The following is a 12,728-nucleotide window of genomic DNA, read 5'->3' as shown; positions in this document are numbered from 1 at the left end:
TAATAATCTTGTTAACAACAAAGACGGCACAACTCTTGAAACCCTCAATACATTAGTATCTTTAAAATAGTTGAACAGTAAATAGCTTTGTATGCAATTACCTTCTAACGAGCACAACAACTTTCCGCTAACCCGTTTTGAATCTATGCTTAAGACTAATAATGTCCTCTTCTTTGATTCTGAAGAGTTCGAGGAGATTATTCAGCATTATTTAGAAAACGGGAAGATTGCCCTTGCAAAAAAGGCAACAAAATTAGGATTAGAGCAGCACCCTACCTCTACTAACTTAAAATTGTTTCAGGTAGAGATGTACATTTTTGAAGATAAACTAGACGTTGCAGACCAATTACTGGACGAATTATACTTACTGGAGCCATCTAATGAAGAAATCTACATTCAGAAAGCTAATATTTTCTCTAGAAGAGATCTACATACAGATGCTATCAAGTTACTAGAAGCTGCACTTGAAATTACAGAAGATGCATCAGATGTATTATCCTTAATAGGAATGGAGTACTTATTTCTAGAAGATTTTGAAAATGCAAAGTACTTTTTCATGAAATGTGTAGAAGAAGACGAACAAGACTATTCTGCTCTTTACAATATTATTTATTGCTTTGAGTATTTAGAGCAATACGAAGCTGCTATAGATTACTTAAACGACTTTTTAAATAAAAATCCATATTGTGAAGTTGCTTGGCATCAAGTAGGAAAGCAATACTACACCCTAAAAGACTATAACAAAGCGCTCGCTGCTTTTGATTTTGCAATTATTAGCGATGATAGATTTATTGGCGCTTACCTTGAAAAAGGTAAAGTACTTGAAAAGCTTAGTAAATACAGTGAAGCTATAGAAAGTTATACTATTACTTTAGGATTAGATGACCCAACTTCATTCGCTTTATTACGAATTGGAAAATGCTATGAAAAACTAGGAGAAACAGAGCTCGCATTACAATTTTACTCAAAATGTGTAGAAGAAGATGCATTGTTAGATAAAGGCTGGATTGCAATAACAGATTACTACTTAAAAAATAAGAATTACAAAAAAGCACTTTATTTTATAGAAAAAGCGCTTAACATTGATAGCGAAAATGTACTCTATTGGAAGCGTTATGCTAAAATAAACACGCGTCTCAATCTCTTTGAAGAAGCAGAACATGGGTACAGAAGGACTCTAGAGCTAGGCAATTATGAGTTAGAATCTTGGTTACAACGAGCAGATATTTTAATTCATTTAGGAGAGTATGAAGCATGTGTCAAGAATCTTTTTCAAGCAACTGAATTTTATCCAGAAAATGCAGAGATAGAATTTAGATTAGCTGGTTTATACTACTACTTAGCAGATGATAGAAAAGCTGAATATCACCTTAAAAATGCGCTATCCTTTAATGATGAGTTTGTGATGATTATTGAAGAATTATTCCCAACTGTATTTGTTAGAAATTCGGTTAAAGAAATAATTAAAAAACACAAAAAACCATCCATTTAAAATACGTACTTTTGGTGTATAGTCTAAAATAACTATGCAACCAAGATCTTTTATTCAATACTTACTTATTACCGCAAAAGGACTGGCTATGGGAGCTGCAGATGTTGTTCCAGGAGTTTCTGGTGGAACAATTGCCTTTATCTCTGGTATTTATGAAGAGCTTATAGAAACCATTCATAAATTAGATTTTAAACTGTTTAAAGTTTGGAAGAGAGAAGGGTTAAAAATTGCTTGGAAGCAGTATAATCTATCATTCTTAGTTGCTCTATTTCTAGGTATAGCAATAAGTATTTTATCCTTAGCAAAGGTAATTACATGGCTGCTTGAAAATAAACCAGTTTTGGTGTGGTCTTTCTTTTTTGGGTTGGTTATCGCCAGTATTCTTTATGTTGGAAAACAAATTACAGTTTGGAATATAAAGGTTGTTATCGCAATAGTACTTGCAGCTGGTATTGCCTATTATATAACTCTAGCAAAACCTATTGGCTCTCCAGAGAGTATTTGGTTTTTATTTTTTGCTGGCTTTATTGCAATAATAGCAATGATATTACCAGGGATTTCGGGCGCATTTATCTTATTACTTTTAGGAGCGTACCAACCTGTTATAGGAGCACTAGATGATTTAAGCACGGGGCTTTCAACCATGGATTGGGGTATAATATCTCAGGCAGTAGTCAAGATAGGCGTATTTATGTTAGGCGCTATTGTGGGTTTAAAAGCATTTTCTAGTGTGCTAAACTGGCTTTTTAAAAATCACAAAAATATCATTCTAGCTACTCTTACTGGTTTTATGATTGGAGCACTTAACAAAATTTGGCCATGGAAAAAAGTACTAGAGTTTAGGGTTTCTCATGATGGAGACAAGGTTCCTTTTTTGGAAAAAAGTATTCTTCCTAACGCGTATGAAGGGGAGCCAATGGTCTTAACAGCAATACTATTTATGGTTATTGGCTTTCTTACCATATTTCTTCTAGAAAAAGTAGCTAACAAAACTAAAACAGAATAAAAAATGCAAAAAAGATCCTTTTCAGATAAACTATGGCTTGTCTTTAAAGGATTAGGAATGGGGGCTGCCAATAAAGTACCTGGAGTATCAGGAGGAGTGGTAGCTTTTGTAGCTGGGTTTTATGAAGAGTTTATCTATTCCCTTCAAAAAATTAATAGAAAAGCCTTTGCACTACTTAGTAAAGGAAGATTTAAAAGTTTTTACAAGTATATTAATGGCCAGTTTCTTTTAGCATTAATCCTTGGAATGATTATTAGCTACTTTAGTGTATCCAAGTTATTAGACTATTTAATAGAGCATTTTGAACTCTACGTCTGGAGTGCGTTTTTTGGGATGATAATTGGGTCTATTTATTACATTTCAAAAGACTTTGGTGAATGGAATAGAAAATATCTTGCCTATTTACTCTGTGGAGTAATTGCTGGAATTAGTATAAGTTTTCTAGAGCCCGCAAAAGAAAATGACAACCTTATATTTGTTTTTATCTGTGGCATTATTGGAGTTTCTGGAATGACGCTACCAGGTCTATCAGGCTCATTTATTTTAATTCTATTGGGTAATTATGTGCTATTATTAGTTGATGCAGTAAACGCACTATACGACACAGTTGCCAATATTTTTCAAGGAGATTTTACTTTCATAGATAATACTGAACGCATACGTTTATTAAAAGTATTAGCCATATTTTCTTTAGGGTCACTTACCGGATTAGTTTCTTTATCTCATCTACTTGGGTATGTTCTTAAACGGTATAAAAAAGCTACATATGCTGTAATAATAGGGTTTATAACTGGCTCGCTTGGTGTTGTATGGCCCTGGAAGATTAAAAAATATAGCCTTGACAACGATGGCAATATTTTAATAGACGCAAATGGAAGAGAAATAATACAGGGGTTTGATAGATATATTCCCTCAGAATTTTCTTTCGAAACGTTTCTTGCTATATTATTTATTTTTGTAGGAATACTTATAGTTTTGAGTCTAGATTGGTATCACAAATTAAAGACAAAAACCAATGGCTAAGTATGGATTAATTGGTAAAGACATAGCATATTCATTTTCAAAAACATTTTTCACAATTAAATTTGAAAATGAAAAAAGAAAAGACACATATCACAATTTTGATATCGAATGTCTTGATAAATTATGTGATATTATTAAAAACAACCCTGATTTAAAAGGTCTTAATATTACTATTCCATATAAAGAAGAAATAATACCACACCTAGATACCATAAACAAAGAAGCACAAGAAATTGGAGCTGTAAACACTATTAAATTTCATAGAGACGGGAGGCTAATTGGCTATAATACTGACAATTATGGCTTTGCAAAAGCATTAGCAAACTTATTGCCTATTCACGAGAAAACGGCTCTTATTTTAGGTACTGGTGGAGCCTCAAAAGCTGTGCGATATGTACTTGAAGCTATGGGGTTTAACTATAAATTTGTTTCAAGAATAAAAAAGGAAAACTGCCTTTCCTACCAAGAACTTAATAGGCAAATTATAAGTCAACATTTTTTAATTGTAAATTGTACTCCATTAGGTACATTTCCAAATGTGCATGATTGTCCTAACATTCCATATCAATATCTTACCAGCAACCATGTTCTATTTGATTTAATTTACAACCCAAAACAAACCGAATTTTTAAAACGTGGGTTTGCAAAAGGAGCTAAAATTGAAAATGGTCTAAAAATGCTAGAATATCAAGCTAAAAAATCTTGGAAAATTTGGAAATCTTAAATTTCCTACAAAATATCCTAAAATACTCATACTAAGTTTGCAGTTATAAGAGTTAATAGTATATTGACAAACCTACATAATGAACCTAAACATTGAAAGACATGTCTGACAAAGATTTAAAAAAAGATTCTGAAGTGGAAGAAACTAAAGCTTCAGAAAACACAAAAGAAACTACTACAGAAACCTCAAACAAAGACCTTGTTAAAGAGAACGAACAAATAGCAACTGAAGAAGCTAAACCTTCAGAAAAAGAAGAAGTTGAGGAAGAAGAAATAGTTTCAGAAGAAAAAGCTACTGAAAATAAAAAAGAAGCTGTATCAAAAGAAAATTCTGATACCAAAGATGATGATGATGATGATGATGAAGAAGAAATATCTTCATCAGATGATACAGATGAGGAGGAAAAAGAAGAAACAATTGATTATAGTAGCCTATCAAAAAAAGAATTAATAAACACCTTTAAAACCCTTTTAAGCTCAAAACCAGTAAAAAGTATAAAAAATGAAGTTGAAGAAATTAAAGCTGAGTTTAATTCTAAATTTACTGAGGCACTAGAAGAAAAGAAAGAAGAGTTTCTTGCTGAAGGTGGTAATATTATAGACTTTCACTTCTCCACTCCTTTAAAAAAGGAATTTAACTCGTTATATTTTGATTATAAAGAAAAGCGAAATAACTATTATAAAAACCTCAAAAAAGACTTACAAGCTAACTTAAGTAAGCGTCAAGAACTAATTGAGGAATTAAAAGGACTACTTACTGCCGAAGAAAATATAAATACTACCTACAATCATTTTAAGGAAATACAATCAAAATGGCATGAGGCGGGTGCAATTCCAAGAGACAAATACAATACTGTTTGGAATACTTACCACCATCATGTAGAGAATTTTTATGACTTCTTACATTTAAATAGAGAGTTTAGAGATTTAGATTTTAAACACAATTTAGAACAGAAGTTAAAACTTATTAATCGTGCCGAAGAGCTAAGTTTTGAAGAAAATATTGATAAAGCATTTAGAGAGTTACAAATGCTTCACAAGGTTTGGAAAGAAGAACTAGGCCCTGTGGCAAAAGAATATAGGGAAGAAGTTTGGGAGAAATTTAGTGCTGCTACTAAAGTAATTCATGATAAACGTCATGCGCATCAAGCTGAACTTGAGAAAAAATTTGAAGAAAATTTTGACAAAAAAGTTGAAATCGTAAACAAAATAGCTGCCGTTTTAGAAAACGAAAAACCTAACAGTCATAAAGGCTGGCAGGCTAGCATGAAAAAAGTTCAAGAACTTCGTGATAAATTTTTTGAAATTGGAAAAGTACCAAGAACAAAAAACAAAGAAATCTGGAGATTCTTTAAAGAAACTACAAGTGCTTACAATAAAGAAAAAAATAAGTTTTATAAAGACCAAAAGAAAGCGCAATTTGCCAATCTTGAAAAGAAAAAAGAGCTTATTAAAATAGCACAAGAAAATAAAGAGAGTGATGATTTTGAAGTAGTTACTCCTTTAATGAAGAAAATACAAGCAGACTGGAAAAAGATTGGTCATGTACCAAGACGAGATAGTGATAAAATTTGGAAGGAGTTTAAAGCCGCATGTAACTTCTATTTTGATAGAGTACACGCACAGAAAAATGAAGCAAACAAAGAAGAAGTAGCTAATTTTGAGGAGAAAACAAAACTTCTAGAATCACTTGATAGCCTTGAGTTAAGTGGAGACCATAAAGCAGATCTAGCAACAATTAAAAATCAAATAAAAAATTGGAAAGAAGTAGGCCGTGTCCCTTACAATAAGAAAAACATTGAACAAAAGTTTAATAAAAAGTTAGATAGTCTCTTTGGCAAACTAGATATAGCGAAAAGAGAAGTTGAGTTAATTAAGTATGATAACAAACTTAATTCTATAGCCTCTCAAGAAGACGAGCGTAAACTTAGAAACGAACACTTTTTTATTAGAAAAAAGATTGATGAAACTAAAGCCGAAATTAATCAATTGGAAAATAATCTTGGGTTTTTTCAACATGTAGACGATGATAATCCATTAGTAAAGGAAGTGCATAATAACATCCAAAAGCACAAAGATCAATTGGATGTTTGGAAAGCTAAGCTTAAAAAGATTAAAGCCCTTTAAAATAAAGTGTAATGGTTTCTTGTCCGTTATGTAATACACAAAATACACAGCCACAAAAAACCATTAATAAAGTCCCTTATTTTTACTGCAAAACTTGTGCTGGTTTATTTATGCACCCAGATTTTATCGCAAGTCCAGAAAAGGAGAAAGAAAGATATCTTAAACATCAAAATGATGTAACTGATCTAGGGTATAAAAATTTTGTATCACCAATAATTAATACTGTACTCACAAGTTTTTCAAAATCGGCTAAAGGATTAGATTTTGGAGCGGGAACAGGTCCTGTAATCTCTACAATTTTAAAAGAAAAAGGTTATAAGACTAAACTTTATGACCCCTTTTTCCATTCTAACAAGAATGTTCTAACTGAAACTTATGATTATATTATTTGCTGTGAGGTTATAGAACATTTCAATTACCCAAAAAAGGAGTTTGAGTTGTTGAAAAAATTATTAAAACCCGGCGGAAAGCTTATATGCATGACGCATTTACTCCCCAAGTTAAACAGCCTAAAAAACTGGTATTATCTACGCGATTTTACGCACGTTTTTTTCTATTCGGAAGCGACTGTAAACTACATTAAAGACACCTTCAGGTTTAAAGAAGCTTTGATTGATGATAGATTGATTGTATTGTCTGTATAAATTTTTAGGCTTTTTGCTAATACATTATTAACTATTGAAGTTTGGCTTCATTCCAATATACATCCATTTCAGCTAAGGTCATTTCTTTTAAAGACTTACCAAGTTCTTTCGCTTTTTTTTCTAGATATTGAAATCGCTTTATAAACTTTTTATTAGTTCTTTCTAAAGCATCTTCTGGGTTTACTTTTAAAAAACGAGCATAGTTAACCATAGAGAAAAAAACATCACCAAACTCTGCTTCAATATTATCTTGGTTATTATTTGTTATCTCTACTTGCAACTCTCCTAGCTCTTCTTGTAGCTTCTCAAAAACTTGTTCCGGTTTTTCCCAGTCAAAGCCAACTCCAGCAACCTTATCTTGTATTCTACTAGCTTTTACTAAAGCTGGTAAAGATTTTGGGACTCCTTCTAGAACACTTTTTTTACCTTCTTTTAATTTTAGATTTTCCCAGTTCTGTTTTACTTCTTCTTCATTAGCAACTTTTACATCGCCATAAATATGAGGGTGTCTGGAAATAAGTTTTTCACAAATCCGGTTAGCAACATCTGCAATATCAAAATCGTTAGTTTCGCTACCTATTTTAGAGTAGAAAACAATATGTAAAAGTAAATCTCCTAATTCCCCTTTTACTTCCTGTAGATTATTATCTAAAATAGCATCACCCAGTTCGTAAGTTTCTTCTATAGTGAGGTGACGTAAACTTTGCATAGTTTGTTTTTTATCCCATGGACATTGCTCTCTAAGTTCATCCATGATGGTTAACAATCTATCAAAAGCGGCAAGTTGTTCTTGTCTAGAATTCATAGTATAAAACTAAATAATACCCTGACCTAAGATGTAATAATTAAATAAATTTATTAAGGAGTTATCAATAAAAAAGCCTTTCAATAATTGAAAGGCTTAGAATGTTTTAAAGTACTACTTTTATTCTTCTTCGCTAGCATCGCTAGGGGCATTAGAGAAATCTGTGATTCCCTTTTCTGTAAGTAAGTTGTACCATTGTACTATTTTTTTAATATCACTTGCATACACGCGCTCTTCATCATACTCTGGTAAAACTTCAAAGAAAAATTCTTCCAATTCTATTTTTGGTACTTTGTGAGAAATCGTTTTTTTACCATCTTCCTTTTCTGAAATCTTCTGGAACACATCTCCTAAAGGAACTTCTTCTGTTAAGGTATAAATAGCAATTTCAGAAAGCAAACTCACATTGTGTCTTGCATTAACGCTTATCTTTTTTCCATCTAATAAAGATTCTGCTAAAAAACCTGTACGGGTTTGTGTCTTTAGTTGATATAATCCTGGTTTCCCTCCAATAGATAAAATCTTCTCTAAACTCATAAAATATTTTTATTCAATTTTTTATTTGGGTGGCAAATATCTTTGCTTTGTTTGTTTTATGCAAGGGTCTTAACGTTTCTTTTTAGCTAAAGGAAAACGCATACGGTACTTAGGCTCTATTTTTCCCTTTGAAATATTAGTAAGCTTATTTTTTATAAAACGCTTTTTTAAAGCCGAAAGCTTATCTGTAAACAAAATCCCTTCAATATGGTCGTATTCATGCTGAATGATACGAGCTACAATCCCATCAAAAGTATCTGTATGTTTTTTAAAGTTCTCATCGTAATACTCAATAGTGATTGTAGATTTTCTGAAGACATCCTCATTAATATCTGGGATACTTAAACACCCTTCATTAAAAGCCCACTCGTCACCTTCTTCTTTTAAAATAGTAGCATTAATAAAAACCTTTTTAAAATCTGAAACAAAAGCTCTTTCATCTTCTGTTAAATCCTCATCATCATGAAAAGGTGTTGCATCTACCAAAAATAAACGAATAGGAAAACCTACTTGTGGTGCTGCTAGACCAATACCTCTAGCACCATACATAGTCTCAAACATGTTCTCTATAAGAGTATCTAGTTTAGGGTAATCCTTATCAATTTCTTTTCCTTTTTTTCGTAATACAGGGTCTCCGTATGCTACTATTGGTAAAACCATTTATTAATTTTTAATAATTTTTTCTATTTGTATTCTTTTTGCAAAATTCAACAATTCGAGTGATTCTTATTCTACAAAATATCCAGAATAGAATTTTGCTTATTTAATTAGTTTTCGATACGCCAAAAAAACTTGGAGTACTCGACTAGACAACTTTATTATAAGTTATATAGATAATCTTGAAGAATAATAGTCGCAGCAATTTCATCAACTAAAGCTTTGTTACGACGCTGTTTTTTCTTTAAGCCACTATCTATCATTGTTTGAAAGGCACGTTTACTACTGTATCTTTCATCTACTCTTTTAACTTGGTATGATGGGAGCTCTTTAGCAATTTTTTTTAAAAACTTCTGAATCTCTTCTTCCACATCACTTGGTGTCCCGTCTTTTTGTAAGGGTTCACCAACCAGCACTAATGCTATGTTTTCTTTCTCAAAATAGTCTTTTAAAAAAGACATTAATTTTGGAGTTTCTACAGTTGTCAAACCAGAGGCAATAATTTGTAGCTCGTCTGTTACTGCAATACCAGTTCGCTTGGTTCCATAGTCTATTGCAATGATTCTTCCCATACAGGCTGCAAAAATAAGGCTTTACATATTAGTAAACCAAAAAGTAGTAGTTTTTAAACAGGCGGCTTATCTTTGTTAAAAATTATACTACGCATGACAGCATTACAAGAAACTATAGAGAAAGCATGGGAAGATCGTTCCTTACTATCACAACCTGAAATAATTTCAGCAATACGAGAAGTTGTAGCACTATGTGACGAAGGAAAATTACGTTGTGCAGCTCCAACCAAGGATGGATGGCAAGTAAATGAATGGGTTAAAAAAGCGGTTGTATTGTATTTTCCAATTCAAAAAATGGAAACTCTTGAAGCTGGTATTTTTGAATATCATGATAAAATTCCATTAAAGAAAGGGTATGAAGCTAAAGGTATACGTGTAGTTCCTAATGCTGTAGCGCGACATGGAGCCTACATCTCTAAAGGTGTTATTATGATGCCAAGTTATGTAAATATTGGCGCTTATGTAGACGAAGGCACTATGGTTGACACATGGGCAACTGTAGGAAGCTGTGCACAGATAGGTAAAAATGTGCATTTAAGTGGAGGTGTTGGTATTGGAGGTGTTCTAGAACCATTACAAGCAGCTCCTGTAATTATAGAAGACAATGCTTTTATTGGCTCAAGGTGCATTGTTGTAGAAGGTGTACGTGTAGAAAAAGAAGCGGTACTTGGTGCCAATGTAGTTCTTACTGCATCTACTAAAATTATTGATGTAACAGGAGATTCTCCGGTGGAAAGAAAAGGTGTTGTTCCTTCTAGATCTGTAGTAATCCCTGGAAGTTATACTAAAAATTTCCCTGCTGGGTCATATAATGTTCCATGTGCTCTTATCATAGGAAAACGCAAAGAGAGCACCAATAAAAAAACCTCGCTTAACGATGCGCTACGTGAGTATGATGTAGCAGTTTAAGAGTATTAGGGAATAGAAATTAGGTAGCAGGTAGTAGGATGCAAATTATAAATTTGAATACTAAGACTGATAACTGATTACTGGGTAAAAGAACAAATGAAGATACTTATCATACAACAAAAAATGATTGGCGACGTCCTAACGTCCACAGTACTCTTCAAAGTGCTTAAAAAAAAATACCCCGATGCAATACTTCATTATCTCATTAATACACATACCTATCCAGTTGTAGAAGGTAACCCTCTAATTGATGAGTTTATTTTTTTTACTTCTGAGATTGAAAAAAATAGCATAAAACTAAATGGATTAATTAAAAAAGTTCAATCTGAAAAGTATGATACGGTAATTGATGCCTATGGAAAATTAAGTAGTCAGTTAATAACCAAATTCTCTGGAGCAAAGACTAAAATTGGGTACAAGAAGAAGCTTTCAAGTTTTTATTATTCAAACAGTATTCATAGAACAAAAGTTCCTTCTACTTCGGTGAGTTTAGCTATTGAAAATAGATTGAAGTTAGTTGCCCCTTTGAATGTTCCTTTTGAAGTTGTAACACCAGATATTTTTCTACAACCTTCAGAAAAAGAACAAGCAGCTACATTTCTTTCAGAAAGTGGTATTTCAGAAAAAAAACCGTTATATATGATAAGTGTTTTAGGGAGTAATCCTTCTAAAACCTATCCATTTGAATATATGGCTAGCTTGCTAGATGCGATTATTTCTGTAAAACCAGATGCACAACTTCTGTTTAATTATATCCCTAATCAAAAAGAAGATGCAAAAGCCATTTATACTGCTACAAAAGAAGCTACGCAACAACAAATTTTCTTTGATGTCTTTGGTAAAAGTTTACGAGAATTTCTAGCAATTACTTCGCGTTGTGATGCTATGATTGGTAATGAAGGAGGTGGAGTAAATATGGCAAAGGCCCTTGGAGTTCCTTCATTTATTATTTTCTCGCCACATCTTAATAAGGTAAATTGGTTTGGTAGTAGTGAACATCCTCCACATACTGGGGTACATCTTGATGAAGATGTAAAACATACTGCAGCAGATAGAAAACTTGCCAAAAAAGACCCAAAAAACTATTATTTAAAATTTAAACCTACCTTTATTATTCCAAAACTGAATGCGTTTATACAATCGCTGTAATGCAATACCGCTTTTTAATTTACATATCATATAGTTACTCTATTCCTGTGGGAGAACCGCTAGAAAAGGAGATTATAAAGTGTGGGCATACGGTACAATGGTTTGCAGATGAAGATGAAGGTGCGCTAAAAATTAAAGAACGACCTAACACGCTTACGAGCATTAAACAGGTAATAGATTACAAACCGCATATTGTATTAACTGCCACCAATATGGTGCCCGATTTTATTAGCGGACTCAAAGTACAAGTGTTTCATGGATTTTTAGCACAAAAAAGACCCTCAAAAAAGCATATTTTTAGTGAGTTTAGGATTCGTGGTTTTTTTGATTTATACTGCACACAAGGTCCAAGTACTACTTCTATATTTAAGCAATTAGAACAAAAACACGGACATTTTAAAGTAATAGAAACAGGCTGGAGTAAAGTAGACCCTTTGTTTCCTGTAACAGAAACTACACATAGAGCTATCCCAACCATTATGATTGCTTCTACCTTTACAGAACGATTAAGCCTAGCCTATAATGAAGACGTCTTCCAAGAAATTAAAAGGCTAGCCACTACTGGAAAGTATAACTTTAAAATGGTATTGCACCCTAAAATTCCGCAACATATTATTGAAAAATGGAAAACATTAGAAGGCAACTATTTTACCTATTACGATACTACCAACCTAATTCCTATTTTTAGAGAGAGTGCAGTATTATTTGCAGACACAACCTCGGCAATCCAAGAATTTTTATTACAAAAAAAACCTGTTGTTACCTTTAACCATACCTTCCCGCATCGGTATTTAATACATACAACTACTGCCGAAGCTATTGATGAAAAATTAACCGAAGCTCTTTCTCCTTCTCAAAGTTTGTTGGAAAATATTTCGGAGTTTATTATAAACCTCCATCCCTATTTTGATGGTGCTTCGAGCCAACGTATTATAGAAACTTGCATCTCTTATGTACATGCACCTAAAAAAGACATAAAAAATAGACCCTTTAATTTTATACGCAAGTTTAAAATAAGAAAACGATTGGGGCATTTTACATTTAAAAGCTATAACAAACCTTACACACTAAAAAAAGAATAATC

13 protein-coding genes are annotated in these 12,728 nt (G+C 32.5%); 9 read left to right on the top strand and 4 right to left on the bottom strand.

Features of this window, described 5'->3' with window-relative positions:
- Positions 1 to 91: 91 nt before the first annotated feature.
- The 6 genes from RM538_RS01520 to RM538_RS01495 all read left to right on the top strand — a co-directional run bounded on the left by RM538_RS01520 (position 92) and on the right by RM538_RS01495 (position 7,015).
- Entirely contained in the window at positions 92 to 1,492 is a 1,401-nt protein-coding gene (locus RM538_RS01520) for a tetratricopeptide repeat protein (RefSeq protein WP_311331626.1), read from the top strand.
- A gap of 34 nt (positions 1,493 to 1,526) precedes the next feature.
- Positions 1,527 to 2,498, top strand: coding sequence for a DUF368 domain-containing protein (locus tag RM538_RS01515; RefSeq protein ID WP_311331625.1), 972 nt, complete (start codon positions 1,527 to 1,529; stop codon positions 2,496 to 2,498).
- 3 nt (positions 2,499 to 2,501) lie between these two features.
- The gene (locus tag RM538_RS01510; protein WP_311331624.1) at positions 2,502 to 3,521 is read left to right on the top strand and encodes a DUF368 domain-containing protein; all 1,020 of its coding nucleotides are present in this window, start codon (positions 2,502 to 2,504) and stop codon (positions 3,519 to 3,521) included.
- On the top strand, positions 3,514 to 4,245 hold the full coding sequence (locus tag RM538_RS01505; protein WP_311331623.1) for a shikimate dehydrogenase family protein: 732 nt from the start codon (positions 3,514 to 3,516) through the stop codon (positions 4,243 to 4,245). The genes RM538_RS01510 and RM538_RS01505 overlap by 8 nt, the downstream gene beginning before the upstream one ends.
- Before the next feature lie 101 nt (positions 4,246 to 4,346).
- The gene (locus RM538_RS01500; protein ID WP_311331622.1) at positions 4,347 to 6,371 is read left to right on the top strand and encodes a DUF349 domain-containing protein; all 2,025 of its coding nucleotides are present in this window, start codon (positions 4,347 to 4,349) and stop codon (positions 6,369 to 6,371) included.
- 110 nt (positions 6,372 to 6,481) lie between these two features.
- The gene (locus RM538_RS01495) at positions 6,482 to 7,015 is read left to right on the top strand and encodes a class I SAM-dependent methyltransferase (protein WP_311331621.1); all 534 of its coding nucleotides are present in this window, start codon (positions 6,482 to 6,484) and stop codon (positions 7,013 to 7,015) included.
- Positions 7,016 to 7,046: 31 nt separating this feature from the next.
- Here the strand turns inward: RM538_RS01495 and mazG are convergent, their stop codons facing one another.
- From mazG to ruvX, 4 genes are all read right to left on the bottom strand, one after another.
- Positions 7,047 to 7,820 (bottom strand): nucleoside triphosphate pyrophosphohydrolase, encoded by a 774-nt coding sequence (gene mazG / locus RM538_RS01490; protein ID WP_311331620.1) that lies wholly within the window; start codon positions 7,818 to 7,820, stop codon positions 7,047 to 7,049.
- A gap of 120 nt (positions 7,821 to 7,940) precedes the next feature.
- Positions 7,941 to 8,357, bottom strand: a complete 417-nt coding sequence (locus RM538_RS01485) for a DUF5606 family protein (RefSeq protein ID WP_311331619.1) — start codon at positions 8,355 to 8,357, stop codon at positions 7,941 to 7,943.
- 69 nt (positions 8,358 to 8,426) lie between these two features.
- Positions 8,427 to 9,017 carry a peptide deformylase gene (gene def, locus RM538_RS01480; RefSeq protein WP_311331618.1) on the bottom strand — a complete coding sequence of 197 codons (591 nt, stop codon included), beginning with the start codon at positions 9,015 to 9,017 and terminating at the stop codon, positions 8,427 to 8,429.
- A gap of 158 nt (positions 9,018 to 9,175) precedes the next feature.
- Entirely contained in the window at positions 9,176 to 9,586 is a 411-nt protein-coding gene (gene ruvX / locus RM538_RS01475) for a Holliday junction resolvase RuvX (protein ID WP_311331617.1), read from the bottom strand.
- Positions 9,587 to 9,679: 93 nt separating this feature from the next.
- Between ruvX and RM538_RS01470 the strand changes: the two genes are divergently transcribed.
- The 3 genes from RM538_RS01470 (at position 9,680) to RM538_RS01460 (ending at position 12,726) form a co-directional block, all read left to right on the top strand.
- Positions 9,680 to 10,495: a 2,3,4,5-tetrahydropyridine-2,6-dicarboxylate N-succinyltransferase gene (locus RM538_RS01470; RefSeq protein ID WP_311331616.1), complete on the top strand. Its 816-nt coding sequence runs from the start codon at positions 9,680 to 9,682 to the stop codon at positions 10,493 to 10,495.
- Between the two features lie 96 nt (positions 10,496 to 10,591).
- Entirely contained in the window at positions 10,592 to 11,644 is a 1,053-nt protein-coding gene (locus RM538_RS01465) for a glycosyltransferase family 9 protein (protein WP_311331615.1), read from the top strand.
- Positions 11,644 to 12,726 (top strand): CDP-glycerol glycerophosphotransferase, encoded by a 1,083-nt coding sequence (locus RM538_RS01460; protein ID WP_311331614.1) that lies wholly within the window; start codon positions 11,644 to 11,646, stop codon positions 12,724 to 12,726. Before RM538_RS01465 ends, RM538_RS01460 begins: the two co-directional genes overlap by 1 nt.
- The last annotated feature ends 2 nt before the right edge of the window (positions 12,727 to 12,728 follow it).

The organism is Patiriisocius hiemis, assembly GCF_031846325.1.
GTDB classification, from domain to species: domain Bacteria; phylum Bacteroidota; class Bacteroidia; order Flavobacteriales; family Flavobacteriaceae; genus Patiriisocius_A; species Patiriisocius_A hiemis.
This window is presented reverse-complemented; position numbering and strand designations above follow the sequence as displayed.

Bases quoted from the DNA above. Each gene is read 5' to 3' on its own strand.
- RM538_RS01485 (WP_311331619.1), bottom strand. From the start codon at position 8,357: ATGAGTTTAGAGAAGATTTTATCTATTGGAGGGAAACCAGGATTATAT.
- RM538_RS01495 (WP_311331621.1), top strand. From the start codon at position 6,482: ATGCACCCAGATTTTATCGCAAGTCCAGAAAAGGAGAAAGAAAGATAT.
- RM538_RS01505 (WP_311331623.1), top strand. From the start codon at position 3,514: ATGGCTAAGTATGGATTAATTGGTAAAGACATAGCATATTCATTTTCA.
- RM538_RS01500 (WP_311331622.1), top strand. From the start codon at position 4,347: ATGTCTGACAAAGATTTAAAAAAAGATTCTGAAGTGGAAGAAACTAAA.
- mazG (WP_311331620.1), bottom strand. From the start codon at position 7,820: ATGAATTCTAGACAAGAACAACTTGCCGCTTTTGATAGATTGTTAACC.
- RM538_RS01520 (WP_311331626.1), top strand. From the start codon at position 92: ATGCAATTACCTTCTAACGAGCACAACAACTTTCCGCTAACCCGTTTT.
- RM538_RS01470 (WP_311331616.1), top strand. From the start codon at position 9,680: ATGACAGCATTACAAGAAACTATAGAGAAAGCATGGGAAGATCGTTCC.
- RM538_RS01515 (WP_311331625.1), top strand. From the start codon at position 1,527: ATGCAACCAAGATCTTTTATTCAATACTTACTTATTACCGCAAAAGGA.
- RM538_RS01510 (WP_311331624.1), top strand. From the start codon at position 2,502: ATGCAAAAAAGATCCTTTTCAGATAAACTATGGCTTGTCTTTAAAGGA.
- RM538_RS01460 (WP_311331614.1), top strand. From the start codon at position 11,644: ATGCAATACCGCTTTTTAATTTACATATCATATAGTTACTCTATTCCT.
- RM538_RS01465 (WP_311331615.1), top strand. From the start codon at position 10,592: ATGAAGATACTTATCATACAACAAAAAATGATTGGCGACGTCCTAACG.
- ruvX (WP_311331617.1), bottom strand. From the start codon at position 9,586: ATGGGAAGAATCATTGCAATAGACTATGGAACCAAGCGAACTGGTATT.
- def (WP_311331618.1), bottom strand. From the start codon at position 9,017: ATGGTTTTACCAATAGTAGCATACGGAGACCCTGTATTACGAAAAAAA.